Origin of the sequence: Paenibacillus sp. J31TS4 (genome assembly GCF_018403265.1) — a bacterium.
Lineage (GTDB): Bacteria > Bacillota > Bacilli > Paenibacillales > NBRC-103111 > J31TS4.
In genome coordinates this window covers 2,240,485-2,267,018 of the sequence record NZ_BOSI01000001.1, presented here as the reverse complement: position 1 = coordinate 2,267,018, position 26,534 = coordinate 2,240,485, and the positions used below count along the sequence as shown (strand labels likewise).

General features: G+C 61.4%; 25 protein-coding genes. 10 read left to right on the top strand and 15 right to left on the bottom strand.

What is annotated here, in order from left to right:
• Window positions 1-9: 9 nt before the first annotated feature.
• From KJS47_RS10645 to helD, 3 genes are all read left to right on the top strand, one after another.
• Entirely contained in the window at window positions 10-234 is a 225-nt protein-coding gene (locus tag KJS47_RS10645; RefSeq protein WP_213524852.1) for a DUF1128 domain-containing protein, read from the top strand.
• A gap of 588 nt (window positions 235-822) precedes the next feature.
• Window positions 823-1,179, top strand: coding sequence for a DUF1516 family protein (locus KJS47_RS10640; RefSeq protein WP_213524851.1), 357 nt, complete (start codon window positions 823-825; stop codon window positions 1,177-1,179).
• Between the two features lie 545 nt (window positions 1,180-1,724).
• Complete coding sequence (gene helD, locus KJS47_RS10635) at window positions 1,725-4,103, top strand: RNA polymerase recycling motor HelD (RefSeq protein ID WP_249716243.1); 2,379 nt, start codon at window positions 1,725-1,727, stop codon at window positions 4,101-4,103.
• On the opposite strand, the gene mraY is transcribed toward helD, so the two are convergent.
• The 3 genes from mraY to KJS47_RS10620 all read right to left on the bottom strand — a co-directional run bounded on the left by mraY (window position 4,100) and on the right by KJS47_RS10620 (window position 7,726).
• Window positions 4,100-5,053: a phospho-N-acetylmuramoyl-pentapeptide-transferase gene (gene mraY, locus KJS47_RS10630; protein ID WP_213524850.1), complete on the bottom strand. Its 954-nt coding sequence runs from the start codon at window positions 5,051-5,053 to the stop codon at window positions 4,100-4,102. The two genes, helD and mraY, sit on opposite strands and share 4 nt — an antisense overlap.
• 355 nt (window positions 5,054-5,408) lie before the next feature.
• Window positions 5,409-6,596 carry a glycerophosphodiester phosphodiesterase gene (locus KJS47_RS10625; RefSeq protein WP_213524849.1) on the bottom strand — a complete coding sequence of 396 codons (1,188 nt, stop codon included), beginning with the start codon at window positions 6,594-6,596 and terminating at the stop codon, window positions 5,409-5,411.
• Between the two features lie 11 nt (window positions 6,597-6,607).
• On the bottom strand, window positions 6,608-7,726 hold the full coding sequence (locus KJS47_RS10620) for an acetylxylan esterase (protein WP_249716241.1): 1,119 nt from the start codon (window positions 7,724-7,726) through the stop codon (window positions 6,608-6,610).
• 510 nt (window positions 7,727-8,236) lie between these two features.
• On the opposite strand from KJS47_RS10620, the gene KJS47_RS10615 reads away from it, so the two are divergent.
• A complete protein-coding gene (locus KJS47_RS10615; protein WP_213524848.1) occupies window positions 8,237-9,235 on the top strand; it encodes a phosphotransferase enzyme family protein in 999 nt (332 codons plus the stop codon).
• 85 nt (window positions 9,236-9,320) lie between these two features.
• On the opposite strand, the gene KJS47_RS10610 is transcribed toward KJS47_RS10615, so the two are convergent.
• The 3 genes from KJS47_RS10610 to KJS47_RS10600 all read right to left on the bottom strand — a co-directional run bounded on the left by KJS47_RS10610 (window position 9,321) and on the right by KJS47_RS10600 (window position 11,582).
• Window positions 9,321-10,274, bottom strand: a complete 954-nt coding sequence (locus KJS47_RS10610) for an alpha/beta hydrolase (RefSeq protein WP_306433023.1) — start codon at window positions 10,272-10,274, stop codon at window positions 9,321-9,323.
• Window positions 10,275-10,303: 29 nt separating this feature from the next.
• Complete coding sequence (locus tag KJS47_RS10605; RefSeq protein ID WP_213524847.1) at window positions 10,304-10,708, bottom strand: hypothetical protein; 405 nt, start codon at window positions 10,706-10,708, stop codon at window positions 10,304-10,306.
• 88 nt (window positions 10,709-10,796) lie between these two features.
• Complete coding sequence (locus KJS47_RS10600; RefSeq protein WP_213524846.1) at window positions 10,797-11,582, bottom strand: HAD family hydrolase; 786 nt, start codon at window positions 11,580-11,582, stop codon at window positions 10,797-10,799.
• A 391-nt stretch (window positions 11,583-11,973) separates the two neighbouring features.
• On the opposite strand from KJS47_RS10600, the gene KJS47_RS10595 reads away from it, so the two are divergent.
• Together KJS47_RS10595 and KJS47_RS10590 are read left to right on the top strand one after the other, a co-directional pair.
• Complete coding sequence (locus tag KJS47_RS10595; RefSeq protein WP_213525070.1) at window positions 11,974-12,666, top strand: futalosine hydrolase; 693 nt, start codon at window positions 11,974-11,976, stop codon at window positions 12,664-12,666.
• Complete coding sequence (locus KJS47_RS10590) at window positions 12,663-13,490, top strand: 1,4-dihydroxy-6-naphtoate synthase (protein ID WP_213524844.1); 828 nt, start codon at window positions 12,663-12,665, stop codon at window positions 13,488-13,490. Before KJS47_RS10595 ends, KJS47_RS10590 begins: the two co-directional genes overlap by 4 nt.
• A 578-nt stretch (window positions 13,491-14,068) precedes the next feature.
• Here KJS47_RS10590 and KJS47_RS10585 read toward each other — a convergent pair.
• The 6 genes from KJS47_RS10585 to KJS47_RS10560 all read right to left on the bottom strand — a co-directional run bounded on the left by KJS47_RS10585 (window position 14,069) and on the right by KJS47_RS10560 (window position 19,099).
• A complete protein-coding gene (locus KJS47_RS10585; protein ID WP_213524843.1) occupies window positions 14,069-14,242 on the bottom strand; it encodes a FeoB-associated Cys-rich membrane protein in 174 nt (57 codons plus the stop codon).
• A gap of 22 nt (window positions 14,243-14,264) precedes the next feature.
• Complete coding sequence (gene feoB, locus KJS47_RS10580) at window positions 14,265-16,277, bottom strand: ferrous iron transport protein B (RefSeq protein WP_213524842.1); 2,013 nt, start codon at window positions 16,275-16,277, stop codon at window positions 14,265-14,267.
• Window positions 16,274-16,492: a FeoA family protein gene (locus KJS47_RS10575; protein ID WP_213524841.1), complete on the bottom strand. Its 219-nt coding sequence runs from the start codon at window positions 16,490-16,492 to the stop codon at window positions 16,274-16,276. Before KJS47_RS10575 ends, feoB begins: the two co-directional genes overlap by 4 nt.
• Window positions 16,493-17,011: 519 nt before the next feature.
• Window positions 17,012-17,824: an adenosylmethionine decarboxylase gene (speD, locus tag KJS47_RS10570; protein WP_213524840.1), complete on the bottom strand. Its 813-nt coding sequence runs from the start codon at window positions 17,822-17,824 to the stop codon at window positions 17,012-17,014.
• Window positions 17,825-17,932: 108 nt separating this feature from the next.
• Window positions 17,933-18,184, bottom strand: coding sequence for a hypothetical protein (locus KJS47_RS10565; RefSeq protein WP_213524839.1), 252 nt, complete (start codon window positions 18,182-18,184; stop codon window positions 17,933-17,935).
• Window positions 18,185-18,274: 90 nt separating this feature from the next.
• Window positions 18,275-19,099, bottom strand: a complete 825-nt coding sequence (locus KJS47_RS10560; RefSeq protein ID WP_213524838.1) for a helix-turn-helix domain-containing protein — start codon at window positions 19,097-19,099, stop codon at window positions 18,275-18,277.
• 93 nt (window positions 19,100-19,192) lie between these two features.
• Between KJS47_RS10560 and KJS47_RS10555 the strand changes: the two genes are divergently transcribed.
• Window positions 19,193-19,642, top strand: a complete 450-nt coding sequence (locus KJS47_RS10555; RefSeq protein ID WP_213524837.1) for an SRPBCC family protein — start codon at window positions 19,193-19,195, stop codon at window positions 19,640-19,642.
• Between the two features lie 431 nt (window positions 19,643-20,073).
• The gene (locus KJS47_RS10550; RefSeq protein WP_213524836.1) at window positions 20,074-20,370 is read left to right on the top strand and encodes a TFIIB-type zinc ribbon-containing protein; all 297 of its coding nucleotides are present in this window, start codon (window positions 20,074-20,076) and stop codon (window positions 20,368-20,370) included.
• Window positions 20,371-20,545: 175 nt separating this feature from the next.
• On the opposite strand, the gene KJS47_RS10545 is transcribed toward KJS47_RS10550, so the two are convergent.
• The gene (locus tag KJS47_RS10545) at window positions 20,546-21,466 is read right to left on the bottom strand and encodes an RluA family pseudouridine synthase (protein WP_213524835.1); all 921 of its coding nucleotides are present in this window, start codon (window positions 21,464-21,466) and stop codon (window positions 20,546-20,548) included.
• A gap of 246 nt (window positions 21,467-21,712) precedes the next feature.
• Between KJS47_RS10545 and KJS47_RS10540 the strand changes: the two genes are divergently transcribed.
• Entirely contained in the window at window positions 21,713-22,234 is a 522-nt protein-coding gene (locus tag KJS47_RS10540; protein WP_213524834.1) for a GyrI-like domain-containing protein, read from the top strand.
• A 261-nt stretch (window positions 22,235-22,495) separates the two neighbouring features.
• Window positions 22,496-24,268 carry a B12-binding domain-containing radical SAM protein gene (locus tag KJS47_RS10535; RefSeq protein ID WP_213524833.1) on the top strand — a complete coding sequence of 591 codons (1,773 nt, stop codon included), beginning with the start codon at window positions 22,496-22,498 and terminating at the stop codon, window positions 24,266-24,268.
• A 274-nt stretch (window positions 24,269-24,542) separates the two neighbouring features.
• Here the strand turns inward: KJS47_RS10535 and mnmM are convergent, their stop codons facing one another.
• Together mnmM and mnmL are read right to left on the bottom strand one after the other, a co-directional pair.
• Window positions 24,543-25,121, bottom strand: a complete 579-nt coding sequence (gene mnmM / locus KJS47_RS10530) for a tRNA 5-(aminomethyl)-2-thiouridylate-methyltransferase MnmM (protein WP_213524832.1) — start codon at window positions 25,119-25,121, stop codon at window positions 24,543-24,545.
• Window positions 25,122-25,375: 254 nt separating this feature from the next.
• A complete protein-coding gene (gene mnmL / locus KJS47_RS10525; RefSeq protein WP_213524831.1) occupies window positions 25,376-26,380 on the bottom strand; it encodes a tRNA modification radical SAM protein MnmL/YtqA in 1,005 nt (334 codons plus the stop codon).
• Window positions 26,381-26,534: the final 154 nt, after the last annotated feature.

The following is a 26,534-nucleotide window of genomic DNA, read 5'->3' as shown; positions in this document are numbered from 1 at the left end:
AGGATGTACATGGATCTGTCGGTGAAAACCCCGGAGAACGTCGAGCATATGATTGAAGCGATCAAGACCAAGCTGAGGGTAGCCACGGGCGCGGCAATTAAGCCGAGCCACTTTGATTACGAGAAGTACGAGGACCTTGTCGATATTTATGAGCTGGTGATGGCCAAATCCCATTTTAGCGTCAGCGAAATGGATGCCATCGTCATGGAGCTGGGTCATCTGCGCAAAGGCTAAGCGCAGGCTGGCACGGAATATACGATGAGAAACAGCAAGGGACAGGAGCAGCCGGGCGTCGTACGACGCGGGCAGCGCCTGTCCCTTGCTGTCATCATGGCGGGAAGCGGGGGCAGATTGAGAGAGGAGTTTCTTCCTTTGCTGAGGCCCTCTCCTTCAGACCCGTTAGAGGAAGCAAGGTCAGCTTCTTTCGGACAAAGATGGTTGCGAAAGGAGCGCGGACATGCCAAGATGGCAGTAGGCTTCCGATTTCCTATATATGGGAATGGCCGCGTTTTCGCTGCACATTCCCATTCGGAAAAGAGGAGCTTGAAGGAACGGAGAACGACCGGAAAAGAGGAACGGGAAGGTATGGAGAACGACTGGAAAGAGGAGCTTGAAGGAACGGAGAACGACCGGGCAGGATGACCCAGCGTCCCTCTGACTGCTTCCAGAGCTTCCGCTCTTGGAAATGACACCCAGATCCGGGCGCCCCCGAAGTTCATTCCGCTATGCTCCCTGGGTGGCCGCAAATCCGCGCCGTTCCTTGCTTTGTGAGCGCGGTAAACGGTATAATGGGGGCGATAACGGGTATTGGGAGGACAAGGAATGTCTGACAGTCTGTTTAACATTTTTTACCAGTCCCATGCGGGATCCTGGGCGTTCATCTTCCTCTTGTTTCTTCTGAGCGTCATCTTCCGCCGCCAGAAGGTAACCGGAATGATTCTGCGTCTGTTCTACATCATCATGGTCGTCTCGGGCGTCGGCATGCTGATCGGGCTCGGCTTCCCGGCGATGTACGTCATCAAGGGCATTCTGGCCATCATTCTGATCGGGCTGATGGAGATGATCCTCGGCCGCATGAAGAGAGGGGAGGCCAAGGGCGGACCGATGCCGGTGTTCTGGGTGCTGCTTGTCGTGCTGGCAGTGGTCGTGCCGCTGATGGGCTTCGGCAAGATCGGCTGATTCGTCTTCCGATCGCTTCCCGTATCCCTTCAGGGAGTGGAGAAGCGAGAGCCGCTTCGGCAAAAACCCCCTGCTTTCCGGAATGGACAGCAGGGGGTTCGCTGTTTCTAGGGGGCGCGTAGGCAAGCGCCTCTTCGTTGCCCCGGCTGCTTACGGTGAGCCGGTCCCTTTCGGACGTAGGAAAGGCAAGGTCGGGCGCAAGCCGCAAAACGAGAAGCAACGTCAAACGAAAAGCATACGCAAAAACAACCGGCGGAGCTGTCCGCCGGTTGTTTTAAGTTTTATTATGGTAGAAGATCATGTAAAGAGAAAGGGCAGGCATCAAAAAAACGCCCTTGCGCTTCGGAACGGGCAATGCTAAAATAAGACCACGTTTCGCGCTAAACGTTAATAAATAAGATTATATTTATCCTGATATTATCTTATCATAGCAAGAGGCGCTTTGTCAACTGGCTTTTTTGCAGCAGCTTCGCCTGTGCCAGCAGCGGGTGCGGCGCAATGCCCGGGCCATCCCGGGCCACTATCGAGCCCAAGGAGCGTGTAGCATGAAAACGGACCGTGAAGACAAGATGCCTGCCAACTCTTCGGCCGAGTGGGAGCAGGAGCAGCAGCGGGTGGAAGCCGTAACGGCCAAGCTGAAGCGGGAGATCGAAAGGCTGGAGCCTGAACTGGGCGAGCTGAAGGACCAGGTCGTCGATATCCGGAAGCATTTTTGGGACGAGGTGACGGTCAACCTGAGCTCGGGGGACGACGTGATCGAGACGGCGGTCAGTCTCCGCCAGCAGGCGGAGGTGCTGTCCGAGCGGGAGCGCAGCCATCGGCATCGGCAGGCGCTGCTGCGCCGGCTGCACCGGCTCCTGCCGTCGCCGTATTTTGGGAGGATCGATTTCCACGAGAAAGACTTCGGCACCGAGCGCATCTATATCGGACTCGCTTCGTTTCTGGATGAAGACGGGGAGACGTTCCTCGTCTACGATTGGCGCACGCCGGTAGCGAGTTTGTATTACGACTTTCCGCCGGGTCCCGCTTCGTATGAAACCCCGGGCGGGACGATTGAAGGGGAGCTGGAGCTCAAGCGGCAGTTCACCATCCGGGACGGGCGGCTCCTCTCCATGTTCGATACGGGCATCACCATCGGCGACGACCTGCTGCAGCAGGTGCTGAGCCGGGGAGCGAATTCTCAGATGAAGAGCATCGTGGCGACGATTCAGCGCGAACAGAACCAGCTCATCCGCAACGACAAGAGCCGGATGCTTATCGTCCAAGGGGCGGCGGGCAGCGGCAAGACGTCGGCCGCCCTGCAGAGGGTCGCCTATCTGCTGTACAAATACCGGGATTCGCTCCGGGCGGACCAGATGGTTCTATTCTCGCCCAACCCTCTCTTCAACAGCTACGTAAGATCGGTGCTGCCCGAGCTCGGAGAGGAGAACATGCAGCAGACGACCTTCCAGGAATATCTCGACGCTTGGCTGGGCGATACGTTCCGGGTCGAGGATCCGTTCGATCAGATGGAGGCGCTGCTGACGCAGGAGAGGGAGGACACCCCTCGGATGGCGGGTATTCGATTCAAGGCTTCGGAGACGTATCTCGAGGCGCTGCTCGCCTACCGGGATTCGCTGCTCCGGGACGGGATGCAGTTCCGGGACGTCGTCTTCCGGAACGAAGTGCTCCTCGCGGCTTCCCGTATCCGGGAGCAGTTCTACGGCTACGACGCCTCGATCCGGCTGCCGAACCGGCTGGAGCTGCTCAAGGAATGGCTGCTCGGTGAGCTGGCCGCGCTCGAGAAGGCCGAGCGCGCCAAGGACTGGGTCCGCGACGAGATCGATTATCTGGATAACGAGCAGTACGACCGCATCTACCGCCAGATGAAGAAGCGGCAGCGGGGCAAGGAGCCGTCCTTCGACGACGCCGCCCGCGAGGAGGAGCTGCTGCGCAGGACGATCGTGCAGGAGCAGTTCCGGCCGCTGCGCCAGAGCGTCAAGAAGCTGGAGTTCGTCGACCAGCCTCTGCTGTACCGGCAGCTGTTCGCGGACAGCGACCGGCTCCGGGGACTTGCGGGCGCGCCTCTGCCCGAGGAGTGGGAGGCCATCTGCCGCGAGACGGTGGCGAGCCTCGATGAGGGCGTATTGCTGTACGAAGATGCGACGCCTTATCTGTTCCTGCGTGAGCTGGTGGAGGGCTTCCGCGTCAACATGGACATTCGTCATGTGCTCGTCGACGAGGCGCAGGATTACTCGGCGTTCCAGTTCGCCTTTCTGAAGCGGCTATTTCCGCGCGCCCGCATGACGGTGCTTGGGGATTTTCAGCAGGCGATCTTCGCCCATTCGACCCCGCTGCAGGGTGAGACGCCGGTCGCCAAGCTGTACGGGGAAGCGGAGACGGAGCGGATCTTGCTGACCCGCAGCTACCGGTCAACCCGCGAGATCGTCGAGTTCACGCGCGGCATGCTGCCGGGCGGCGAAGAGATCGTGCCGTTCGACCGGAGCGGCGGCAAGCCGGTCGTCGTGCGCGGGGCGAGCCGGGAACAGCTGGCGAAGCGGATGGCGGCGGATCTGGAGGCACTGGGGGCCGAGGGCTTCGCGTCCGTGGCCGTCCTGTGCAAGACGGAGGCCGAGAGCCGGGAAGCGTGCCGGACGCTGGAGGCACTGGGGGCCGAGGTGCGGCTGCTGACGAAGGAATCTCCGTCGTTCGAGAAGGGAACCGTCGTCGTGCCCGCCTACCTGGCCAAAGGCGTGGAGTTCGACGCGGTGCTGCTCTACGACGCCTCCGCCGCCGCTTGGCACCGCGAAAGCGAACGCAAGCTGTTCTATACGGCCTGCACGCGGGCCATGCACCGGCTCGCGCTCTATTGCGCCGGGGAGCTCTCTCCCTTTGTGGCGGCGCTGGATGCGTCGACCTATGTATCCGAGACGGCGGACCGCTAGAGCAGGAAGCGGGAATAGCCGAGAGCAAGCAGCATGCAAAGCCACGAGACGAGGCCGAACGTCAGGACGATCCGATTCTCGCTCCAGCCGTATTTGAGCCGGAAGTGGTAATGGATCGGTGCCATGCGGAAGAGCCGGAGCCGGGTCCGCTTGAAGTACCAGACCTGCAGCATGACCGACAGCTGCTCTGCCAGGCAGACGAAAAACAGCAGCGGGATTAACACCTCCACCTGCTCGATGACGGCCAAAAAGGCGAGCGACCCGCCGATCGCGAGCGAGCCTGTGTCGCCCATAAAGGCGCGGGCGGGATGGATGTTGTAGACGAGCAGGCCGAGCAGCGATGCGGCCATGACGAGCGCGAACAGCTGCACTTCCTCATGCTTTGCCGTCACGGCGAAGAACAGGTAGGTGGGCAGGGCGACGACGATCAGAAGGCCGTCCATGCCGTCGGTGAAGTTGATCGCATTGGCCGATCCGACAATGAACAGCAGCATGACGAGAAAATAGACGGCAGGGGCCATGGACAAAGACCAGGATCCCCCGAGCCGGATGCTGGTATCCATCAGGAAGGAGCCGGGCATGCAGGCGAGCAGGCCGCCGGCCGCCGTGAACTGAAGCACCAGCTTCATCCGGCCCGAGATGCCCCCGGGGTCCTGGAAGGCGGCTTTTTTCCAATCATCGGCGAATCCGATGGCGCCGAAGGCGAGGAAGACGACGGCCAGGAGCAGCATGCGCGGTGTGGGCGTGCCGGACAGCAGAATGGCGATGCCGGCGAACAGAATGAGGCCGGCCATGAGCGGGGTGCCCCGCTTGGCCTGCTGATCGGCGGGAAGCTCCGCGCGAATCGGCTGCGTGAGCCGGAACGTCCGGAGGCCCCAGATGAGGACCGGACACGCCAGGACGACGACGACGAATGAGAGGGCTGCGACGCTTAATGCTTGGACGCCCATACAGAATCTCCTCCTTGTCCCGGCGGAGCCGGGCTGCTGAGGTCCTGTCCCGCCGAGCGGCCGGGCGGCCGGGCCGGACCGGTCCCATCTCGTAGTATGCAGACTTCGCCGAGAGAAGAAAAGCGAAACTTCCGGGCTTCGTTTTTCCTGTTTTTTGCCAGAACATCATAAAAAAAGAAGCGGCTGCCCGCTTCCTTGTCCCCCGCTGCCGGAAAGCAGCGGGGGTTTTGGTCTGTCATACGCTGTGTGGTGTCCCGGAATGGCCGGAATGGTTCCGTTCTGCGGACGGACGCTTGGTACCGCCCCCGACGCCGTCGCTAGAGGCGCTCACCTGACGGGGTCGACGTTCCTCTGCTTAGCTCGCCGTGCGCAGCAGGACCGGCTGGTCCGTGATGAAGAAGCGGACGCCAATGCTCTCAAGCTGCTGCTTGATGTCCGGCCGGTTCACCGTCCAGGCCGCAACGTCGACGTTCGCGGCAGCCGCCTGGCGCACCAGCTCCGGCTTCTCAAGCAGCAGTGGGTAGCTGGCGTGGATCATGGCGTTGCCGTCCTTGGCCGCGAGGCCGATCGCATCCTTGCAGCTCGCCGCGTTGTCGCACAGGAAGCCGAGCTTGACAGAGCGTCCAAGCCGTTCCCGCACATAGGTGAAATCGCCGTAGCGGAACGAGGAGACGACGGTATGGCTCTGAACGTGGCTCTCTTTGATCCGGTCCATCATGAGGAGAACGTCCGACGGCTGGCGATATCCCTTGATTTCACAGTAGACGGTACGATCGGGATACGGCTGGATAGTTGCTAGTGCCTCGTCCAAGAGCGGCACGTAGGTGCCGGCGAACTTGGGCGAGAACCAGGCGCCGGCGTCCTTGCGGCGGACCTCTTTGTAGGGCAGATCCTTGAGGTTCCCCTTGCCGTTGGTCGTCCGGTCCAAGTTGTAATCGTGCAGGACGACGACCTGGCCGTCCGCGGTCACCTGCATGTCGAGCTCAAAGCCGTCCGCGCCCTGATCCATCGCTTCCTTGAACGCGGGAAGCGTGTTCTCCGGCGCGATGCCCGAAAAGCCGCGGTGAGCGATGTAGGCCGACTGTCTGTCCTGACGGGGCGGCGTTTCGCGCTGCGGCTCCGGCTTGCCGGCGCCTCCGGCCGAGCCGGTCCCCGGAGGCGTCGCGACCGTGCTGGCCCCTGTGGCCGTCGCGGCCGGGACGGCACCCGCGGGGCTGTCACCGGCCTCTCCGGCCGCGGGGCGGGAGGAAGCGGCGGGCGCGGCGGGCTTGCCTGCCGCCGTGCCCGTCTGGCTCGAGGCAGACGCCGGGCCGGAGACCGTCTGGCCGGCAGGAGCCGCGGGCTGGCTGGTCGAAGCGGGAGCCCCAGCCGGCGAAGGGGCGACCGCAACGGCGTGAGACGCCGTCTGGACGCCGGAAGCCGGGGAAGGAGCCGGCAGTGTAACAGCTTGCATCGTTTCCGTACGGGGGGAGCAGGCCGCAAGCGTCAGAACGAGCGAAGCGGCAGCAATCCAGCGGGTAAAGGCATAGGAGGTCGTTCTCAAAGGTTAGAGCCCTACTTTCTTGGTGTGGGATAGGGAGACGGACGCCTGTTTTTTGGTAGGCGGCCGTCCGATACGTGTGTGGCGGGGAACAAACCGGATGCGACTTGGGGACGGAAACGAATGCTGGGCGGCGGCCCCTGGAGCCGCCGGCGCTGCGTGGGATCAGAGAGCCGCCGTCTCGGGGGCGAGCAGGCGGTCGAACAGAAATTGGCGGGCCGCGGCACGGCCGTGCCGGTTGACCTCATGGCCGGAGAACGGATAGACGTCGAGTCTCTTGTCGGAGGAGGCCAAGTGGTTGAAGGCGGCGTAGACCGTCTCCGGCAGGCATTCAGGCCTACGCTCATCAGCACGGGAAGACGGATCCGGTCGGCGTGGCTCAGGATGTCGAAGTAGGAGAGCGTCTCCAGCACATCCGGCAGCCGGTCGGGATTCAGGTTGCAGAACCGGGCCAGCTCGGTCAGCGAGCCGGTGGAGTGCAGGATGCCGTAGTCCATATGGCTCAGATTCGGTATCTGGGCCACGCATACGGAGACCCGGGAGCTGAGCGCGGAGACGAGGAGCGCGAGGCCGCCGCCCTGGCTTGCTCCGACGACCGCGACCCGGCTCGGGTCAATCTCAGGCTGGGTTGCCGCCCAATCGACGGCGCGGATGCTGTCGACCGCGGTCGCGAGATAGTAGCTGTTCTCTTTGTCGAGCACGTTCTGGCTGATCCAGCCGGAGATCATGCCGTGGCTGCTGGCAAGTCCGTTGCCGGTCTCGCCGCCCTGGCCGCGGACGTCGACTGCGAAGACCGCGTAGCCCGACAGCAGCCAGGCGGCGAAATCCTCGGGATCGCTCTTGCTGCCGTGGTAGCCGTGGTACAGCACGAGGCAAGGCACCGGCTTGTCTCCGCGGCTCGGCGGGAGCACGAACCAGCCGTGAAGCGGCGTATCGTCGAATCCTCGGTAGACGACCTTCCAGGCTTCAATCTGCGGCATGCCGGGGATCGAGTGGCTTGTCCTCTCGCCGGACGGAGCTCCATTCAGATGCTTGGCGGCCATCCGGCTCCAGAAGTCATGCAGGTCGTCCGGCGCATAGGCCGGAGGGTAGTACGAGGATAGTGTTTGGATGCGTTGTTCGATGGCGTTCATGGGTTCCCTGCCTTTTGTCCTAGTTTTGTTCTGAAGAAATTTCGACAGGTTCGGCACATTTCCTGCCGGCTGGCCTGCTTGTAATCAAAAAGTAATATTCCATAAACCTGCTCTTTAGGAAAAAGGCAACATCAGCAGCGCTTCAAGCGCCTCATGCGGGAAAGCCCAGGGACGGCCCGTTTGGGGGAAGCCCTGCTGTTTATTTGACGAGCGGGAGGGGACAAAAGTTGCGGGAAACGAGGGGACGGAAAAAGATTGCAGGAAAGAATAACTCTTAATGGTTTCCGGTATGTCTTAGACGTGCTGCCCTTATTATAATGGAATTATTATCCATATATGAGCGGCAGTTAACTAACGAAACGACTTGTTATAGACGGGCCTGCGTCCCCATCGGCCCAGCAGCACGGGTTTATCCATAAATGAATCGAATAGCGAACAAGTCCGTGTAAGAATTCGCTGCTCCCGGCTTCGTATGGATCGAGCTGGATTCCATTCCCTTAAGGAGACAATATGGAAACATACAAGAAAGATAGGGTTGATAAGAAGAAACTGACGGAATCTGTCGCAAAGAGGATTGGGATGGATCCAGAAAGCCTGACGCTCTTGAAGAGTGGATATGAAAGCTGCGTGCTTCGCGGACCATACAAAAACAAAGAAACGATAATAAAGGTTACCCATAGTTCCCATCGGGAGAAGGCACTCATTGAATCGGAACTGGAGTTTGTTCGCTATCTTGCCGAGTCTGGTGTTCCGGTGGCCAATGCCCTCCAATTCCCAAACGGAAGCTATACGGAGCTCATTGAGGTAGACGACTCTTCTTTTACCGTTTCCTTATTTGAATACAGCCACGGTCTTAGAGCGAAGATTGCGGAAGAGAAAAGTGAGTTTTATCAATGCCTTGGGGAAGTGGTGGGAAGAGTTCACGCTCTCTCACAAAAATATAAGCCGCTGCATAACAAAAGAGATGAGTGGAAGGAAAACCATGCCCTGAGGCAGTTTAAGCAGGTTGTTCCCGACAGCTTATCCAAAGTGCATGAACGATTGGATCGTCTTCTTGTGTCCATTGAGGAGTTAAGGAAGTCGAATGATTCGTATGGCCTCATTCATGGAGATATCTATCCGGGGAACTATCTGAATGAAAACGGACAAGTGAGATTGATTGATTTCGATCGATGTGAAACCAGCTGGTTTGTAAGCGATATTGCCATGCCTTTATTTTACGAAACCCCTATCCCTTGGGTTGTCGATGGGGAGAGACGCCGACAGATTGCGCTGCGGTTCTTTAACAACTTTATGGAGGGGTATTATAAAACGAATTACCTGGATCCCGCTTGGCTAAAGAAGATTCCCTTGTTTATTGATCTTCGACAAGCGGTAGTCGTCTCCACCATATTCCGAAGCTATGATTTTTCTAACTATGACAGCTGGCCGCAGTGGGATAAGGAAGCGTTGAAGTTCTATATAACTAATCTTGAAACGAACACGCCCTACATCGATATCGAATTCTGATCGGCATGGGGGAGACACACATAAAAGCCGGCTCCCGCTCTCTCGCGGAAGCCGGCTTTTGGCGCTTGTGGCTCTCGGCGGACGGCTAGCGGACGTAGGTCTCCACGAAGCTGGCCACCTGCCGGGTGTAGCCCTCCCGATCCGTCCAATAGGACCAGCCATGCGCCGCCTCCGGGACGACGAACAGCCGCTTCTCCCCCGCCGCCGCCTCATACAGCGGATAAACCATCGCGGTCGGCACGAACGTATCGCCGCCGCCGTGGATGAACAGGATCGGCTTGCTCGTCTTGCCGACCTGTTTCAGCGCCGATGCTTCGCCGAAGAAATAGCCGGCCCTCCATCTGCACACCAGGCTGGTGATCGGGATGAGCGGAAACGGCGGCAGCTTGAACATCCGGCGGATCTGGTAGCTGAAGATGTCCTTGGCCGAGCTGTACGCGCAGTCGGAGACGATCGCCTTGACCTGCTCGGGCAGAGGCTCGCCGCTCGTCATCAGCACGGTGCCGCCGCCCATCGAGAGGCCGTGCAGCACAATGCGGGCATCGGGACCGAGGCGCTCCACCATCTCGCGGACCCACAGCAGGAGGTCGCGGCGGTCGTGCCAGCCGAAGCCGATGTAACGGCCTTCGCTGCGGCCGTGGCCGCGGCAGTCCGGCATGAGCACATGGAAGCCGAGCTCCTCCCGGTACATGCGGCCGAAGGCGGCCATGTCGCGCCCTTGTCCGGTGTAGCCGTGCACCAGGATGGCGACGTCCTTCGCCGGCTTGCGCGCTTCTAGGAAGCAGGCTGTCAGCTTGAGCCCGTCCTCCGAACGGAGGGCAAGCGTCTCGCACGTTTGCGAAGCCAGCCAGGCGGCCGCTTCGCCCCAAGGATCGCCCGGCCCCTCGGGGTCGCCGGAGACGAGATCGGCATTCTCCGCGAGGAAGTCTTTTTTTCTCCGGAGAATGGCGAAGTTGTAGAAATAGTTGCCGGCTGCGAGCAGCAGGAGGGCGATGGCGGCGATTCCGATGGTCAGGGCGATGGCTGTACCGGTCATCATGCGATTCTCCTCATGAATGGTCAGCCCTGTTAACGGTTCGCCCGGTTAACGGCTGAGGCCGGCCGCAGCCGGAAAGCGGACCACGTCTCGTCGATGGAGACGAGCGAAACGCCCTCGAATCCCGCTTCCTTCAGCACGTCCCAGCCGCTGTCTCGGGTAATGTCGGACTTGAGCTTGGAGCTTTTCTTCGGATAGGCCGTCCAAAAGACCGCGTCGGGCTTCAGTCTGGGCAGTAGGAGCGGCGCCGTCTTCCCCAGCTCTTCCTGGTTCCGGGCGAACAGGAGAGCGAAGTCTAGCTCGCCCGCCTCCTCCAGCCCGTTCGTCAGGACAACTCCTTCCGGCAGCTCCTCCTCGGGCAGCCCGAAGCCGTCCGGCGGGTTGAGCACCGCAGCGCGGTATCCCGGTTTCAGCAGCAGTTTTTTGATAAGTCCCATTCCCGTCATCCTCTCTAAGCAGGTACCTTATTCGTATCCTACCCCAAAAAAGGAAAGGTAGACAACTCGCCCCCAAAAGGGGGGACCTTTAGAAGCCCCCGGCCGGCCCGCTGCCGGACTCTTCGGATGATAGCGGTGCGGGCGAGCTGCCGGCAGTGCCGTTGTCCTGCCCGGCCGCAGCCTCGCCCTGCGGAGGCGGGGCGGCAATCCCAAGCGTCTGCAGCAGCTCCTCCGGCGCCGTCAGTTTGGGGAACGGACTCTCGATATACGTGTTGAACCAGAAGGCGTGGTAGACCGCCATGCCGGCGGCGTGCGCTCCCTCCAGCTCCCGGGAGCCCCCGTCCCCAACAAAGACGCTCCGATCGGGCCGGACGCCGAGCCGTTCGCAGGCAATGCGGTAGATACGCTCATCAGGCTTGGCGCAGCCCGCCTCGTAGGAGAAGACGACGTCGTCGAATGAGGCCGCGAGCTGGCTAAGCGGCCAATGCCGGACCTCCTCTTCCGTACAGTTGCTGATCAGCCCAATGCGGATGCCAGAAGAGCGAAGGGCGGTCAGCATCCCGAGGATGTCCGGGCGGATGGCGCGCAGCGGCAGCTCCTTCTCCGCCAGCCGCTCCCGGTACAGGTAGGCGATGGCCTCTTCGTCCGGGGCCAGTCCCCGTCCCGCGAGAATGTCGCGGATGACAGAGGGGAAATCCGGCAGCTCGCCGTTCATTCTGCGGGTGCTGCGGCTGCCCCATTCGGTCTTGAAGTCGGCGGCCGAGAGGCCGAGGAGGCCGGGGTAGTCGTAGTTGCGGCGAGAGATTCGCTTGCCGTCGATAAATTCGGTGATCAATGTCTCGAACAGGTCAAAGAAAACCGCATCCGGCTTCACTTGCCTCCGCTCCTTTCCCTTGCTCCTTCGGGGGGCAGCTTGAACGTTACCCGGCCTTTCCCATCGAGGGAACGGCAGCTGGTTTGCTTGTCCTTTTCCAAGAGCACTCCTCCTTCATGAGATTGGGATGAAGGGATGGATGGCAGACGGACTGCCAATCGTTTCCACCCGCTGATTTCGACAGATTGGCCGTGCCTTCCTGCCGCCTGGCGGAAAGTGCCGGAATTCGGCGAACGGACGGCGAGAGGCCGCTCCCGTTTGACAGACATGCCGTGCTGCCGCTTTACAAACGAGCCGCGGGAGGAGTAGCCTTATAGGGATGGGCGGTTCGCCGGACAAGGCGGCCGCATGGCAAAAGGAGGAGAGCAGGATGAGACAGATACCGGACGGCATGCCGCGCGGAGAGCAAAAGGATCCGGATCCCGGGCACGGCGGCGTGCTCATCGTCGTCTCGGTCGAGGCCGAGCGGGAGGCGGTTCTTCGCGGGCTCGGCGGCGGCCGGGATGGGGCCGAAGTCAGGATCGGCGGAGTGGGACAAGCGGCGGCCGCAGCCCGGACGGCCCGGCTGCTCGCGGAGGCGGGGGACCGCTTCCGGCTGGTCGTCAGCGCCGGCATCGGCGGGGGCTTCCCGGGCCGCGCGGCGGTCGGGTCGCTGGTGGTAGCGACCGAGATCGTGGCGGGAGACTTCGGCGCGGAGTCGCCGGAAAGGTTCCTGAGCGTGGACGAGCTCGGTTTCGGCTCCGCCCGCGTGCCGGTAGAGGAAGAGCTGGCCGGGCGGGTGGCGGAGGCGCTGCAGGGGGCCGGGCTGCCCGCGCAAGCGGGTCCCATTGTCACCGTCTCCACGGCGACGGGGACAGCCGGCACGGCCGAGGCGCTCGCCGCCCGGGTTCCCGGCGCGGCCGCGGAAGCGATGGAAGGCTACGGCGTCGCCGCAGCCGCGCGAGAATTCGGCCTGCCGGTGCTCGAGCTCCGCGCGATCTCCAACGCAGTCGGCCCGCGCGACCGGGAAGCCTGGCGCATCCGGGACGCGCTCGACGCGTTGGCAGCTGCCAGCGCGATTCTAGTAAGCGAGGTGCAGAGATGAAGATAGCGTATTCCCCCTGTCCGAACGACACGTTCGTGTTCCATGCCTGGGCGCATGGGCTGGTGCCGGGCGCACCGGAGCTCGACGTGATGTACGCGGACATTGATATTACGAATGGGCTTGCCGCCGCCGGCGAGGGCCCTGAGGTACTCAAGCTTTCCTACGCGGCACTGCCGTGGGTGCTGGACAAGTATGCGCTGCTGCCGTGCGGCGGCGCGCTGGGACGCGGCTGCGGCCCGCTCGTGCTCGCGCGCGGCGGCCGGACCCCGGAGACGCTGGCGGGCAAGCGCGTAGCGGTGCCGAGCGAACGGTCGACCGCTTATCTGCTGTTCCGCCTCTGGGCGGCGCAGACCGTGCCGGGCGGCGTGGGCGAGATCATCGTCATGCCGTTTCACGAGATCATGCCGGCCGTTCGCGACGGCGCCATCGACGCCGGGCTTGTCATTCACGAGGCGCGCTTCACATACCCGGATTACGGGCTGTCGCTCGTGGCCGACCTCGGCAGCTGGTGGGAGAAGGATACCGGCCTGCCGATTCCGCTCGGCGCTATCGTCGCCAGACGAACGCTCGACGTCCAGGCGATCGCCGGCTGGGTGCGCGCTTCGGTCGAGTATGCCTGGGCGCATCCGGACGCTTCGCGGGAGTATGTGCTGCAGCACGCTCAGGAGATGGATCCGGAGGTCGCCAAGGCGCATATCGCCCTCTACGTGAACGAATTCACGGCGAATCTGGGCGAGGATGGCTACGCGGCCGTCGAAGCGCTGCTCGGACGGGCAGCCGACGAAGGCCTCGTGCCGCGCATCGACCCGGCTCTGCTGCGCTGAGGAGCGGCTTTTCCACCGGCAGGCCCTGCCCTTGCTGAGGCAGCTATTTCAGGTGCAGCACGTCCTGACGGTCTCCCCAAGTGATAGTTACGCTCATCTCGGCACCCTTGGGGGATATATGGGAGCTCGCGCTCGATCTTCCCCGGATTACGGGCTTGTCCAGGGGGGGTGTGGGAGCCGCCGCCGGAGAGAAGGTCCCCGGTGAATTGATAATCGACGCGTTCGATCGGGAGAGCCTTGGGGTTTTTGAAGCGAATGGTATGGCGCACGTCCCGGTGCTTTCCGCTGTCATACAGTTGAACCTCAACCGACCAGTTGTCGTTCTCGGCGCTGTAAACGGTCGGAAGCAGGGAACAACCGGCCAGAAGGTTTCCCATCACAAGCAGGACAAGCAAGCTTTTTTTCATAGCAACCTCCCTTGATGCGTGGTGACGGTTTTCGCTTCATTGATACCTGAGGCTTCGCCCCTATTGGGAAAAATAGGAAGAAAAAGCCGGCCCCAATTTGTTCGGGGCCGGCTTTTTTAGTCGGGTTCTATCCCTGCCGACGGGGCAGGGGGAGCTATGGAGGACGATAGGTTAGGAGCGCAGCCGGTCGGGCTTATCGACCGTGCTGCAGCCGGACGAGCAGGTTTTTTCCAGCTCGCAGCCCGCGCACTTTCCTTTTTTGCTTCGTTTCACGAACCGGGTCAGGGTCCAGGCGGCATAGCCGAAGATGAGCAGGCCCAGCAAGAGATTGACGGCGAGACTCATGGCATTCACTTCCTTCGCTGGATTAACGATAGCCGAGGCTTCTGCCTACGAGCATGATGACGAGGGAGACGAGATAAGCGACGACCAGCGCGTAGACGATCGAGAACCAGGTCCATCGGGCTGAGCCGGTTTCCTTGCGAATGACGCCGACCGTGGCCAGGCACGGGACGTACAGGAGAATAAAGGCCATAAAGCTATACGCCTGCAGCGGTGTGAAGAAGTTCGCCAGAATGCCCTGCAGCGTATCGGTGTCGGGCGCCGCGTAGATGATGTTCATCGTGGCGACGACGACTTCCTTGGCGAGGAAGCCGGTGAGCAGCGCCGCTCCCGCCTGCCAGTTGCCGAAGCCAAGCGGAGCAAGAAGAGGGGCGAGCAGGCCTCCGGCCATGGCCAGGAAGCTGTCGTCCATCTTCACGTTCCAGCCCCCCGGCCCGGTATAGCCGAGCAGCCAGATGAAGACCGAGCCTCCGAAGATGAACGTGCCGGCCTTGCGGACGAACCCTTTGCCCTTCTCCCAGGTGCTTCTCGCCAGCGTCCGCCACTGCGGGACGCGGTAGGGCGGCAGCTCCACGACGAACACCGAGCCCTCCTGCTTGAGCAGGGTGGAGGAGAACAGCTTGGCAAGCGCGAGGGCAATGACGATGCCGAGCACATACAGCGAGAGTACGATGACGGCCCGGTGAGAGGTGAAGAAGGCGCCGACGAACAAGCTGTAAACCGACAGCCGGGCCGAGCAGGACATGAGCGGGGTGAGCAGAATCGTCAGCAGCCGCTCCTTGGGCTGCTCGATCGTCCGCGCCGCCATGACGCCCGGCACATTGCAGCCGAATCCGATGATCATCGGAATGAACGCTTTGCCGTTCAGGCCCATCTTCTCCATCAGCCGGTCCATGACGGCGGCGATCCGCGCCATGTAGCCGGAATCCTCAATGAAGGAGATGAGCAGGAACAGCATGAAGATTTGCGGGACGAAGACGAGCACGCCGCCTACGCCGGCGACGATGCCCTCCAGCACGACGGCCTGGAGAACGGCGGAGACACCGACAGCTCGCATGGCGGTCTCCAGACCGGTTCGGACAGGCCCGTTCAGGAACGCGTCGAGCAGATCCGAGAACGGACTGCCCACCCAGTCGAAGGTGAGCTTGAACATCAAGTACATAACGAGAAGGAAGACGGGGATGCCGAGAACCGGGTGAGTCACGAGCCGGTCAAGCTTCTCCGAGAACGGAATCCGGGAATCTGATTTCTTCTCCACGCACGAGGAGAGCAGGCGCCCGATATAGTCGGCCCGCTTCAGGCGAAGGTGGGAGCTGAGCGGCTTGGCGCTCCCGGCCTCCCGCAGAGCGGCTTCCGTCTGGGCGACGAGGCGGTCCAGCCTCTCCCGGTCTATCTCATTCTCGACGGCTTCCCGCACGAGGGGGTTGCCCTCGAGATACTGAATAGCCAGCCAGCGGGGAGGCATTGTCCCCGCTGGCAGCCAATCCTCGAGCTGCGCGATTGCACTCTCCAGCTCGGGACCGTAGTCCAGACGGAGCGGCTCTGCACGCGTCTCTTCCGCGGAATGGGCCAGCATGGTGTCCGTCAGTTCCTTCGTTCCCTTGCCCGTCCGTGCAACGATCGGAACGACCGGCACGCGGAGCTGCTCGGCAAGCGTCTCCGCATGCACGGCAATGCCGCGTTGCCGGGCTACGTCCACCATGTTGAGCGCCATCACCAGCGGCTTGCCGTATTCGAGCAGTTGGACGGTCAGATGAAGATTCCTCTCCAGCTGGGAGGCGTCCACGACGTTCACCAGAGAGTCGAACGGCTCGCTCAGCAGGAATTGGGTGGCGACTCCTTCGTCCCGGGAGACGGGATAGAGCGAATAGACTCCTGGCAGGTCGATTAGCTGCGCCTGGCCGCCGCGGAGCTGGCCGACCTTCTTCTCCACCGTCACCCCGGTCCAGTTGCCTACATATTCATAGGAGCTTGTGAGCTCGTTAAAGAGCGAGGTTTTGCCTGTATTCGGATTCCCGGCGATGGCGATCCGGATCATAGGGAATCAACCAGAATCGAGGCCGCTTCCTTGCGCCTCAGCGCCACCCATTGTCCGTTGGTCTCGACGAGAACGGGGCCGCCGAACGGCAGCAGCTTCTTCAGCGAGACGATAGCGCTCTCCATAATGCCCAGATCGGTGAGCCGCCGTCTCGCCTGGGCATGAACGCCCGACAGATCGGCTACGCGGACGGTGCCGCCTTTATCTACATTCAATAAATTCATGGTCCACCTCAAGTAATAATGAGAATCATTATCAATGAAGTTTATTATAAAGCAAAGGGGAGGCGCTGACAACGCAGATTTTGGCCGAAAGCCGTGGAAAAAGTTAGACAATTTTCTTATCTCTCCGCGAGGAGGAAGGGCTCGGAGGGATGGGGCTAGCCGTCGGCCGGCCGTCATACACCGTCCATGCTCCCTTACCAACAGGGAGAGCCCACCTTTGTGAAGGCTGGCACCGCCAAACAGCCTTCTTCCGGAAGGCCGTTTGGCATGCCTCCCGGAGGCATGCCAAAAAGGAGGAGACGCTCCGTTCTCCTCCAGCCCGTAAAAGAGGGTCAGGATGTTCCTTCCGAGCTCTTGTCGCTTTCGGCTTTCGGACTCCACCGCCCGTCTTGGGAGGGTTGCCGCGAGTCGTACCGGGTCGGCAGGCCTCTTCGAGAGTAGTCAATTCGCATCACTCGCCGCAGGCGACTTGGCGGAGCCTCCCGGCCGGCTCTTCGGCGCGGGGCAATCCTACCGGACCGGCAGCGTTTTGCCGTAGAAGATCTCGTCCATCTCGGTTTTCAGCCGCTTCGTAATATCCTGCTGCTCTCGGGGACTTAGCTTGTCCTTCGTATAGCCGAACAGATAGTTGTTCAGATCGAACTCCTTCAGCTTGCATTTGGTATGAAAGATGTTCTCCTGATAGACGTTGACGTCGATCATCTGAAACTGGCTCTTGATCTTGTCCGGGATGTAATTCTGGATCGAGCTGATATCATGGTCGATGAACAGCTTGCGGCCGTTGATGTCGCGCGTAAACCCGCGCACCCGGTAATCCAGGGTCATGATATCGGTATCGAACGAATGGATAAGGTAATTCAGCGCCTTCAAGGGAGAGATCTCTCCACAGGTCGAGACGTCGATGTCGGCGCGGAACGTGCTGATGCCCTCGTCCGGGTGGTATTCCGGATAGGTATGGACTGTGATGTGGCTTTTGTCCAGCTGCATCACGACTGATTCGGGCAGCGGGCCGGGCGATTCCTCGAACGTTTCGGTCGGTACCTCAACGACGGGGCCTTCGGAGACGAGCAGCGTGACGCTTGCCCCTTGGGGCACATAATCCTGCTGGGCGACGTTCAGGACGTGAGCTCCGATAATGTCGGAGACGGTTCGCAGGATATGGGTCAGCCGGTCGGAATTGTACTGCTCGTCGATATATTCGATGTAGGCTTCCCGCTCCTCCTTGGTCTTCGTATAACAGATGTCGTACATATTGAAGCTGAGCGACTTCGTCAGGTTGTTGAAGCCGTGCAGCTGAATGCGTTCTTCGGGTGTCAAAGTCACGGCGGCTTCCCTCCCTCTAGGATAGGGTTTTCGGGTAGTTTTTCCTATCTCCCTATTTACCCATCCCTCAGGGGAAGAAACAATCGCGCGGCAGTCTCAGCAGGGCGATTACGAACGGCGGCCGGAACGAACGATCAGCCGGTTCGAGACGGCGAAGGCGGTGACGGCGGCAATCAGCGGGAGGAGCCAGGCGAGCGCGCTGCGGCCGCTTTCCGCTCCGATCCGGACCGTGCCGGCGGACGCCTCAGCCGTGGAGGAGAGGTCGGGGACATAGAGCAGGGTGAGAACCATGCCGGACCCGATTTGAAGCAGCAGGTAGGCGGCAAGGAAGGAGCCGATGAAGACGGCGTAGGCTTTCATAAACGGATACCTCCTGACAGGAGCTCGGGAAGCGGCCTCCTTCCCGGCAGAGAAGCTTGAAGCGGTTTCGGCGGATCGCCAGTGCGGCTGCTAGTTGGCCCGAGGCCCATACTGTCCCGCACTGCTCCGAACATACTCTTCGGGCGTCTGGCCGATGATCGCCTTGAATTCTCGGATAAAATGCGACTGGTCGTAATAGCCGAGCTCGCCAGCGAGCCGGAGCAGCTGCGTCTCGCTCCCGTCCAGCCGTTCGGCGGCGTTCTGCAGCCGGTACAGCTTAATGACCCACTTCGGGCTGACGCCTACGTATTGGTGGAACAGGCGCTGCAGCTTGCGGATATGGAGACCGAACTGGCGGCTCAGCTCCTCTACCCTGGTCAGCGTCCGGTCCTCTTGGATGCGGTCCATCATCCGGTTGATGAGGAGGACCGTCTCATCCCGTGCGGGCAGGAGGGGCAGCAGCCTCTCCTCGGCCAGTCGGACCATGTCGGCTTCCTCGGGCTCGGACAGGATGGCCCGTTCCCATTCCCGGTCGTCCCCGCCCAGGACGTCTGCAATCCGAAGCGGACAACCGCTTAGGCCGGAGACGGGCTGCTGGAGGAAGGGATAAAAGCCGCCGGGACGAAACTTCACACCGAAGACGCGTCCCTTCCCCTTAACCAAATAGGTGAACTTGTCGGTAGCGGGACCGAAGATGCCGGAACGGCCGGGCTCCAGCACCAAATTGACGCACGGATTCGGAATGAGATGCTGCGGGTAGGGCTCCCGGTCTTCGAGATCCCAGCTGACGATCCAATAATGCCGGATGAAGAAACCGGCTTCGGCCGACGGGATGTGCCGCGTCAAACGGTAGGTTTGCTCCAGTCCGGCCATGTTCAGGATGCCGAGAGCCGGCATCCGGGCTTCAGGCTGCATGGGGACCTCCTTGTTGTCGAATGTCGCGTTTGTCCAAGACGAGGAACGCAGGACAGGCTATTCTTATTGATAGTATCACGAAGGAGGGAGAACATGGAACTTGTGTATGAATTCTACATCGGTGCGGCGCCGGAGCGGGTATGGGAGGTGCTCGTGTCGCCCGAGGGGACGCGGCAGACGTTCTTCGGCTGCGTTCTTCGCTCGACGTTCGAGACGGGGGCGCCGTTCGAGTATGTCGGTCCGGGAAACGACGGGGACGAGACGGTCCATGTGTACGGAACGATCCGCGAGTACGAGCCGAACCGGGTACTGAGCTATGTCGAGCATCCCGGTCCGTCTTATTCGCAGGGCCACGCATCCCTTGAATCCAGGGTAACCTTCACGCTGCAGCCGGTCGGCGGCAGCACCAAGCTGACCCTCGTCAACGACGAATGGACGCCGGACCATCCGTCGTTCGCGAACGCCAAGAATCATTGGTGGATGATTCTGAGCAATATCAAGACGGTGGCGGAGACCGGCAAGGCGCTCGACCTCGGCTGGTAAGAACGGCGAGTGCCGCCCCTCCAGAATCGGTCCTCTATTGCGGGCGGGTTTGGAACGGGATCGTGTCCGCGGCCGGAATGGGATGCGTGTCTCGCTTCCGGCCCGGTCCGATCTTGTCTTCCGCGCCGCGGGTCTCCTTGACAGCGGAGACTGTGGTTCTCTATACTGGTCATAACCGCATAAACGAGTAGCTTTGTTTCGTTAAAAGGGAGTAGCTGTCGCAATAAAGCCGTCAATCCGGGCGTATGGCCCCGGCTTTATTGGCAGCGATCGTATGGGATCGCTGCAGCGAGACTTTTACCGGGTACTGGTAAAGGGGCTTCCTTGCGTTCTTAGCTGATCCAACCTCTGCCAGAGCCTGGCGGAGGTTTTTTGTCGTTGGCGGGACTAGCGTTGGGCAAGACGACTCGATCCAAGGAGGAGATGGTGAAATGCAATGTCCGATCTGTCACGAAGTCCGGATGAAGGAAGTCGAGAAGGATGGCGTGCTCATTGACATCTGCCCGTCATGCAAGGGCGTCTGGCTGGACCGGGGAGAGCTGGACAAGCTGATGCGGGAAGTGCGCGAGGAACGGCAGACCTACGAGGAGTTTTATCGGGAAAGCGGGGACTCGCGTCCGCCGGCGCCTCCGTACGGAGGCTCGTATGACGACCGGTACCGGAACCCGTCATACAAGCACAAGAAAAAGAAAAGCGTGCTGGACCGGCTCGGCGACCTGTTCGACTAGCGGAGCCCGTCGGAGGCCCACGCTCGATCGGATCGAAAAAAACAAAAAAAGCAAGGAATGCCTGCCGCAGTGCGGGCTTTCCTTGCTTTCTTTTTTTGCATCGGATAGCCGGGCCGCCAGCGAGAGTGGAATCCGCTCGGCCTTGCTCTGCTCTCCGGGATTCGTTCAGGCGCGGTTACGCCTTGCCCTTACCCGCGAAGGGACGCAACAGCGCCTTGGGGACCTCCGCCTCGAATCGCATCATGCGCCCGTCCATGGGATGCTCGAACGCCAGCACCTTGGCATGCAAGCCGAGCCGGTGCAGGTCGCGGAGCCGGGCTCCGTATTTTTTGTCGCCTGCAATCGGATGCCCGATGTCCTGCATATGAACGCGAATCTGGTTTTTGCGCCCGGTCTCCAGGTTGACTTCCAACAGAGAGTAGCCGTTCCCGGTCCGAAGCGTGCGGTAATGCGTGACGGCATGCTGGCCGTCGTTCGGGTAAGGGCTTGAATACATTTTGAGCGTCTTGCTCTCCTTCAGCCAAGAAGCGATCGTTCCTTCGGGCTTCCGCACCGCCCCCTCGACCAGAGCGACATAAGTGCGCTCCTTGACGAGGTCCCGCCAGTGCGTCTGGAGCCGCTGCTGCACCTCCTCGCTCTTGGCGAACATCATGACGCCGGAGGTATCTCTGTCGAGCCGGTGCACGATGAAGACGCGGGCTTCGGGCTTCTGCGCCCGGACATGCTCCATGAGCTGGCGGTAAGCCGTCCACTCCTTCTCCTGCTCGGTGGCGATGGAGAGCAGGCCGGCGTCCTTGTCGACGACGAGCAGATGCTCATCCTCGTACAGGATCGACAGGCCGACGAGCGGCGGCGCTTCCGGCGGCTTTTCCTTGTGAACGGTAACGGTCTGCCCCGGCTGGAGCGAGTAGTTGTAGGCGGTCACGGCCTGCCCGTCTACGTGAATCTGGCCGCGCGCGAGCATGGCTTTGATGCTGTTGCGTCCTTGTCCGGCGAGCGTCTTCAGCAAATAGCGGAGCAGCTCGTCCGCCTCCCGTACGGGATAGGCGCGGGGGCCTGGGGGCGAAGGGCGGGACGGTTTGGGTTTCTTCTGCATAAGGAAGCCTCCTGGACTGATAAGCCGGCAGCTCCGCGGGCTCCGGTCTCCGGGCCGGGCCAGCGGGCTGGCAAGTTAGGGCGGGACTGGTCTGTCCCGCCGTTTGGTTACTACTATACCCGAGACCCCGCCGGATTGCACCTGCCGGGGTGTATGCACAAACACCCATTGCACTGATCCGAATCGGAAGGAAAATACGGTTGCCTCGTCGAATGGGGTTTTGGAAAAGAAAGGAAGGTGGAAAAGATGCAGCAGAAGGAGAAGCAAGTTGAGCTGGTGCAGGTGCCGGCGCTGCGTGCTCTTGCCGTGCGGACGCCGACTACTCCGGACAAGTCCGGCACCCGTACAGCCTGGAGAATGCTGATGGAGCAGATTCCTGCGAACGACCCTCGCTGGGTGGAGACGGGGACCGCTTATGTGTTCATTCCCCAGGCAGGCTGGTCAGGCACGGTCAAGGAACTGTGGGTCGGGCGGGCCGTCACCGGCTTCGGCGAGGTGCCGGAAGGGGTGGAGGCGCTCGAGCTGCCTGCCGGGCTATGCGCGAAGGTGGACGTCCACGGCGACGAGGCGCAGATGAACGAAGCTTACGCGGCGATGTTCCGCTGGCTGGACGAGTCGCCGGAATACGAGTTGGACATCTCGCCCGGCACGCTGGGCAGAGAGGAAAACCGGCTCTCGCCTCTCAATCCGTTCACCGTTCCTTATGAACAGGTCGGCACCTTTTCGTTTGCGATGCTGTATCCCGTCCGCCCGCGGCAGCGGCGATAAGGGATGTTGCCGTGTTGACGGGCCTCTACGTGGCCAGGCTGCGGGCCGGCGGGTTTGGCCCGGCAGGTTCGGCTTCAGGATTGGCAGGAAGAAGGGCATACAGGATGGACAGAGAATTCCGAGCCGCGGCGCCGCCGCGGCTTTTCCTTTGCGTTCGCCGCCGGGCGGGGTGTACAATAGGGCGAATAGATTAACGGACGGAGGCGCCGGCTCCGCGGGAGCGGCTCGCGAAGCGCCTGCGGCCGACAAAGAGGGTTTGCCATGAAAGCTGTGCTGTCCACACTCAATGCAAAATTCATTCACACCTCGCTTGCGCTGCGATGTCTGAAGGCGTACTGCCGCGACGAGTTCGAGGTAGAAATTGCCGAATACACGATTAAGGACCCGGCGATGAACGTCGTGGCCGATCTGTTCCGCCGCAAGCCGGACGTCGTCGGGTTCTCCTGCTACATCTGGAATATCGAAGAGACGATCACCATCATCCAGATGCTCAAGAAGATTATGCCCGAGGTGACCGTCGTGCTGGGCGGGCCGGAGGTTTCTTATGACACCGAGGAATGGATGAAGCGGCTGCCGGAGGCGGATTTCATCGTCATGGGCGAAGGCGAGGAGACGTTCCATCATCTTCTTCAGGTGCTGGAGGGGGACCGGAAATTCCACTTCGTCTACGGCATCGCCTACCGCAAGAACGGGGAAGTGATCCTGAACCCCGGCCGTCCCAAGCTGAATCTGGCCGATCTGCCTTCTCCTCACCGGTTTGCCGAGGACGTTCCCGATCTCGCCAAACGGATCGTTTATTTTGAGACAAGCCGGGGCTGCCCGTTCAGCTGCCAGTTCTGTCTGTCGAGCATCGAGGTCGGCGTCCGGTACTTCGATATCGAGCGGACCAAGGCCGACCTGCTCTATTTGATTCGCAGCGGGGCCAAGCTGATCAAGTTCGTCGACCGGACGTTCAACATCAAGCGAGATTATGCGCTTGAGATGTTCCGGTTCCTGATAGAGCATCATGACGGCTGCGTCTTCCAGTTCGAGATCACCGCGGACATCATGCGCCCGGAGGTGCTGGATTATTTGGCGGAGCATGCCCCGCCGGGGATTTTCCGCTTCGAGATCGGGGTGCAGTCGACGAACGACCGGACGAACGAGCTCGTCCAGCGGCGCCAGAACTTCGCCAAGCTGACGCGGACCGTCACGAAGGTGAAGGCGAGCGGCAAGATCGACCAGCATCTGGACCTGATCGCGGGTCTGCCGGAGGAGGATTACGCCTCGTTCCGCAAAACGTTCAACGACGTCTTCGCGATGCGTCCGGAGGAGCTGCAGCTCGGCTTTCTCAAGATGCTGAGAGGAACCGGCATGCGGCTCGACGCCGAGAAGTACGGCTACAAGTTCATGGACCGTGCTCCTTACGAAATTCTCGGCAACGATATTCTGCCGTTCTCCGATCTGGTCCGGATCAAGCGGGTGGAGGACGTGCTGGAGAAGTATTGGAACGCCCATCGGCTCGACCGGACCGTCGAATATCTCGTGACCCGCGAATTTGCCTCCCCGTTCGACTTCTTTCAGGAATTCGGCGATTACTGGGAGGAGCGGGGCTGGCAGAAGATCGGTCATCAGCTTGAGGATCTGTTTCTCCGGCTGCGACAATTTTTGGAGGCGCGCGGAACGAAGCGGCTGAAGGCGATCGAGGGGCTGATGAAGCTCGACTACTTCGGCAACCACAACTACAAGCCGCGTAAAATCTGGTGGGACGTCGCACTGGACAAGTCCGCCCTGGCCGCCCGGATGGCGAAGCTCGCGGCGGAGCCGGAGAGCGTCTCCGCTTCCTTCGCGGCGCTCGGCCTCGGCGAGAAGGAACTCCACAAGCACACGCTGCTCGAGGTGCTCCCGTTCCGGTACGGCCGGTATGAGGCGGACGGAGAGCTCAACCTGTCCGGCGAGACGCTGCTCGTCGTTTATTATCCGCCTGACGGCTCCGGCGCGGTCCGGTTCTTTTCGGGCCCGCTAGCCCCCGAATCCGCACCCGTGCCCCGCTGAGAGGTCCACGGGGCAAGCAGAAAGCCGCTCTCCTGCGAGAGCGGCTTTTTTGTCGTGTCCTGCCCACCGCCGCCAGCCGGATATACGGGATGGACGCGCCTCCGAGAGAAGGGCCGTTCTGCCGGCCGGCGGCTCACTCGCTATTTAAGCTATTTAAATAGGAAGAAACACGAAATCGCTTTCATGAAGGTCAAGGTTCTTAATCATGGAGGGGGCTTACGATTCGCCGCCTCCATGATTAAGGACGTTAGCCGCCCAGCACTCCGCTGCCCGCTTACCGCTTCTCTATCGCAAGCAGATAGGGCGGGTGGCTGCGCTGGTTAGCGAACTGGTAGCGCAGCACCTGGCAGTCCCGCTGGGGAAGCGCCTGCGCCCAGGCTTCGACGGCGTCGGCCTCCCGCTGCCCACCGGCATGGCCCGTATAGAGGACCGCGGTGATCAGGCCGCCCGGCCTCAGCAGGCGAAGCGCGGCGTCCAGCGCCGGCAGCGTCGACTCCGGCACGGTGACGGTGGCATGGTCTGAGCCTGGCAGATAGCCGAGATTGAACATGACGGCGGCGATCCTGCCCCGATGCTGCGGATCGACGGCCGCCTCCATCCCGGCATGAGAGCCTTCCGTCCACCGGACCTCCGCGAGGGAGGCGGCGTCGGCGCCGGCCAATCGTTGCTGCGCCCGCTCCAGCGCTTCCCGCTGGATGTCGAAGCAGTAGACCACGCCGCCCGCTCCCGCCTGTCCGGCGAGGAACAGCGTATCGACGCCTCCGCCGACAGTGGCGTCAATGACCGGCTCCCCTGGCCGCGCCCTCTCCGCCACCAGCTTCTGGGCAAAGCTTAATACCGATAAAAATCCCATTCCCGCTTCCTCCGCTTCGTTCAGGTTCGCTGCAGCTGCTCCGCCCTAGGGGCGCGGCCGCAGCATAAGAAAAAGCGCCCCACCCGCCACAGAAGACCGGAGCGGATGGGACGCTTCGCCGGATCGATGCCGGCCATCGGACGCGCTCCCCGATAAACGGACAAGGCTTCCGGCCTGTTAGCAGCCCGGCATATGCCAGTCCAAGCTGGGCGTCGCTTCTTTGCAAGCCGGCTCCCGGCACGCGTCTATCGAGGCTAGGTCAGCGTCCTCTCGCACACGGATTCCCGCACGCCGCCGACCTCTTCGCGGACATTGTATTTGCCCTGCCACGTATGGCGGGCCTTGAGCTCCGCGTCGATGCCGTTCAGCACTTCCCACTTCTTGAGGCTCCACATCGGGCCGATCAAGAGGTCGCGGGGAGCGTCCCCGGTGAGCCGGTGGACGATCATCTCGGGCGGCAGCATCTCGAGCGTATCGACGACCAGCTTGGTGTACTCGTCCTGCTCGAGGAACCGGAGCAGCCCCGCCTCATACTGCTTGACCATCGGCGTCTTGCGCATGAGATGCAGCAGATGGATTTTGATTCCCTGCACGTCCATCAGCGCCGTCTGCCGGCCTGTCTCGAGCATCATCTCGTGCGTCTCGCCCGGCAGGCCGTAGATGATATGGGCGCAGGTGCGGATGTTGTGCTTCCGCAGTTTGGCTACCGCATCGAGGTAACACTGGGTATCATGCGCCCGGTTGATGAGCCGGGACGTCTCCTCGTGAACGGTCTGCAGGCCCATCTCGACCCAGAGATACGTTCTCTCGTTCAGCTCCGCGAGATACTCGATGACGTCGTCCGGGAGGCAGTCGGGCCGGGTCGCGATGGACAGGCCCACGACACCGGGCTGCTGCAGGATCGCCTCGTAATACTCCTTTAGCACGGAGACCGGCGCGTACGTGTTCGTATACGCCTGGAAGTAGCCGATGTAGCTAGCCTCCGGCCACTTCTGGTGCTGCAGGTCCCTAATCTTGTTGAACTGGGTGACGAGGTCGTCCCGCCGGCTGCCGGCGAAGTCACCCGATCCTCTCGCGCTGCAGAACGTGCAGCCGCCCTTGGCGATCGACCCGTCCCGGTTCGGGCAGGTAAAGCCGGCGTCGAGCATTACCTTGAAGACTTTGGTGCCGAACTGCCGGCGCATCTCGGTATTCCATGTATGAAACCGCTTGTCTCCCCAGAGCCGGGGCTCGTCGGCGGACAGCGTAACGTTAGTCATTCTTCATGTCTCCTTCAATGGAATCGAAAATGAATCCTGGTAAGGATTCGTCCCTTCATTGTAGCCCATTCCCCCGAAAATTGCGACCGGCGGGCCAGTGTCGGACGCCTCCTGGAAGGGCTCGGAAGCATCCAATCGACCGTGTGCAGCCAGC

Bases quoted from the DNA above. Each gene is read 5' to 3' on its own strand.
- KJS47_RS10565 (WP_213524839.1), bottom strand. From the start codon at position 18,184: ATGAAAGCCTACGCCGTCTTCATCGGCTCCTTCCTTGCCGCCTACCTG.
- KJS47_RS10610 (WP_306433023.1), bottom strand. From the start codon at position 10,274: ATGATGACCGGTACAGCCATCGCCCTGACCATCGGAATCGCCGCCATC.
- KJS47_RS10590 (WP_213524844.1), top strand. From the start codon at position 12,663: ATGAAGATAGCGTATTCCCCCTGTCCGAACGACACGTTCGTGTTCCAT.
- KJS47_RS10555 (WP_213524837.1), top strand. From the start codon at position 19,193: ATGGAACTTGTGTATGAATTCTACATCGGTGCGGCGCCGGAGCGGGTA.
- KJS47_RS10640 (WP_213524851.1), top strand. From the start codon at position 823: ATGTCTGACAGTCTGTTTAACATTTTTTACCAGTCCCATGCGGGATCC.
- KJS47_RS10605 (WP_213524847.1), bottom strand. From the start codon at position 10,708: ATGGGACTTATCAAAAAACTGCTGCTGAAACCGGGATACCGCGCTGCG.
- KJS47_RS10550 (WP_213524836.1), top strand. From the start codon at position 20,074: ATGCAATGTCCGATCTGTCACGAAGTCCGGATGAAGGAAGTCGAGAAG.
- mnmM (WP_213524832.1), bottom strand. From the start codon at position 25,121: ATGGGATTTTTATCGGTATTAAGCTTTGCCCAGAAGCTGGTGGCGGAG.
- KJS47_RS10545 (WP_213524835.1), bottom strand. From the start codon at position 21,466: ATGCAGAAGAAACCCAAACCGTCCCGCCCTTCGCCCCCAGGCCCCCGC.
- KJS47_RS10645 (WP_213524852.1), top strand. From the start codon at position 10: ATGGATCTGTCGGTGAAAACCCCGGAGAACGTCGAGCATATGATTGAA.
- feoB (WP_213524842.1), bottom strand. From the start codon at position 16,277: ATGATCCGGATCGCCATCGCCGGGAATCCGAATACAGGCAAAACCTCG.
- KJS47_RS10585 (WP_213524843.1), bottom strand. From the start codon at position 14,242: ATGAGTCTCGCCGTCAATCTCTTGCTGGGCCTGCTCATCTTCGGCTAT.
- KJS47_RS10535 (WP_213524833.1), top strand. From the start codon at position 22,496: ATGAAAGCTGTGCTGTCCACACTCAATGCAAAATTCATTCACACCTCG.
- KJS47_RS10620 (WP_249716241.1), bottom strand. From the start codon at position 7,726: ATGAACGCCATCGAACAACGCATCCAAACACTATCCTCGTACTACCCT.
- helD (WP_249716243.1), top strand. From the start codon at position 1,725: ATGAAAACGGACCGTGAAGACAAGATGCCTGCCAACTCTTCGGCCGAG.
- mnmL (WP_213524831.1), bottom strand. From the start codon at position 26,380: ATGACTAACGTTACGCTGTCCGCCGACGAGCCCCGGCTCTGGGGAGAC.
- KJS47_RS10540 (WP_213524834.1), top strand. From the start codon at position 21,713: ATGCAGCAGAAGGAGAAGCAAGTTGAGCTGGTGCAGGTGCCGGCGCTG.
- mraY (WP_213524850.1), bottom strand. From the start codon at position 5,053: ATGGGCGTCCAAGCATTAAGCGTCGCAGCCCTCTCATTCGTCGTCGTC.
- KJS47_RS10615 (WP_213524848.1), top strand. From the start codon at position 8,237: ATGGAAACATACAAGAAAGATAGGGTTGATAAGAAGAAACTGACGGAA.
- KJS47_RS10595 (WP_213525070.1), top strand. From the start codon at position 11,974: ATGCCGCGCGGAGAGCAAAAGGATCCGGATCCCGGGCACGGCGGCGTG.
- KJS47_RS10560 (WP_213524838.1), bottom strand. From the start codon at position 19,099: ATGCAGCCTGAAGCCCGGATGCCGGCTCTCGGCATCCTGAACATGGCC.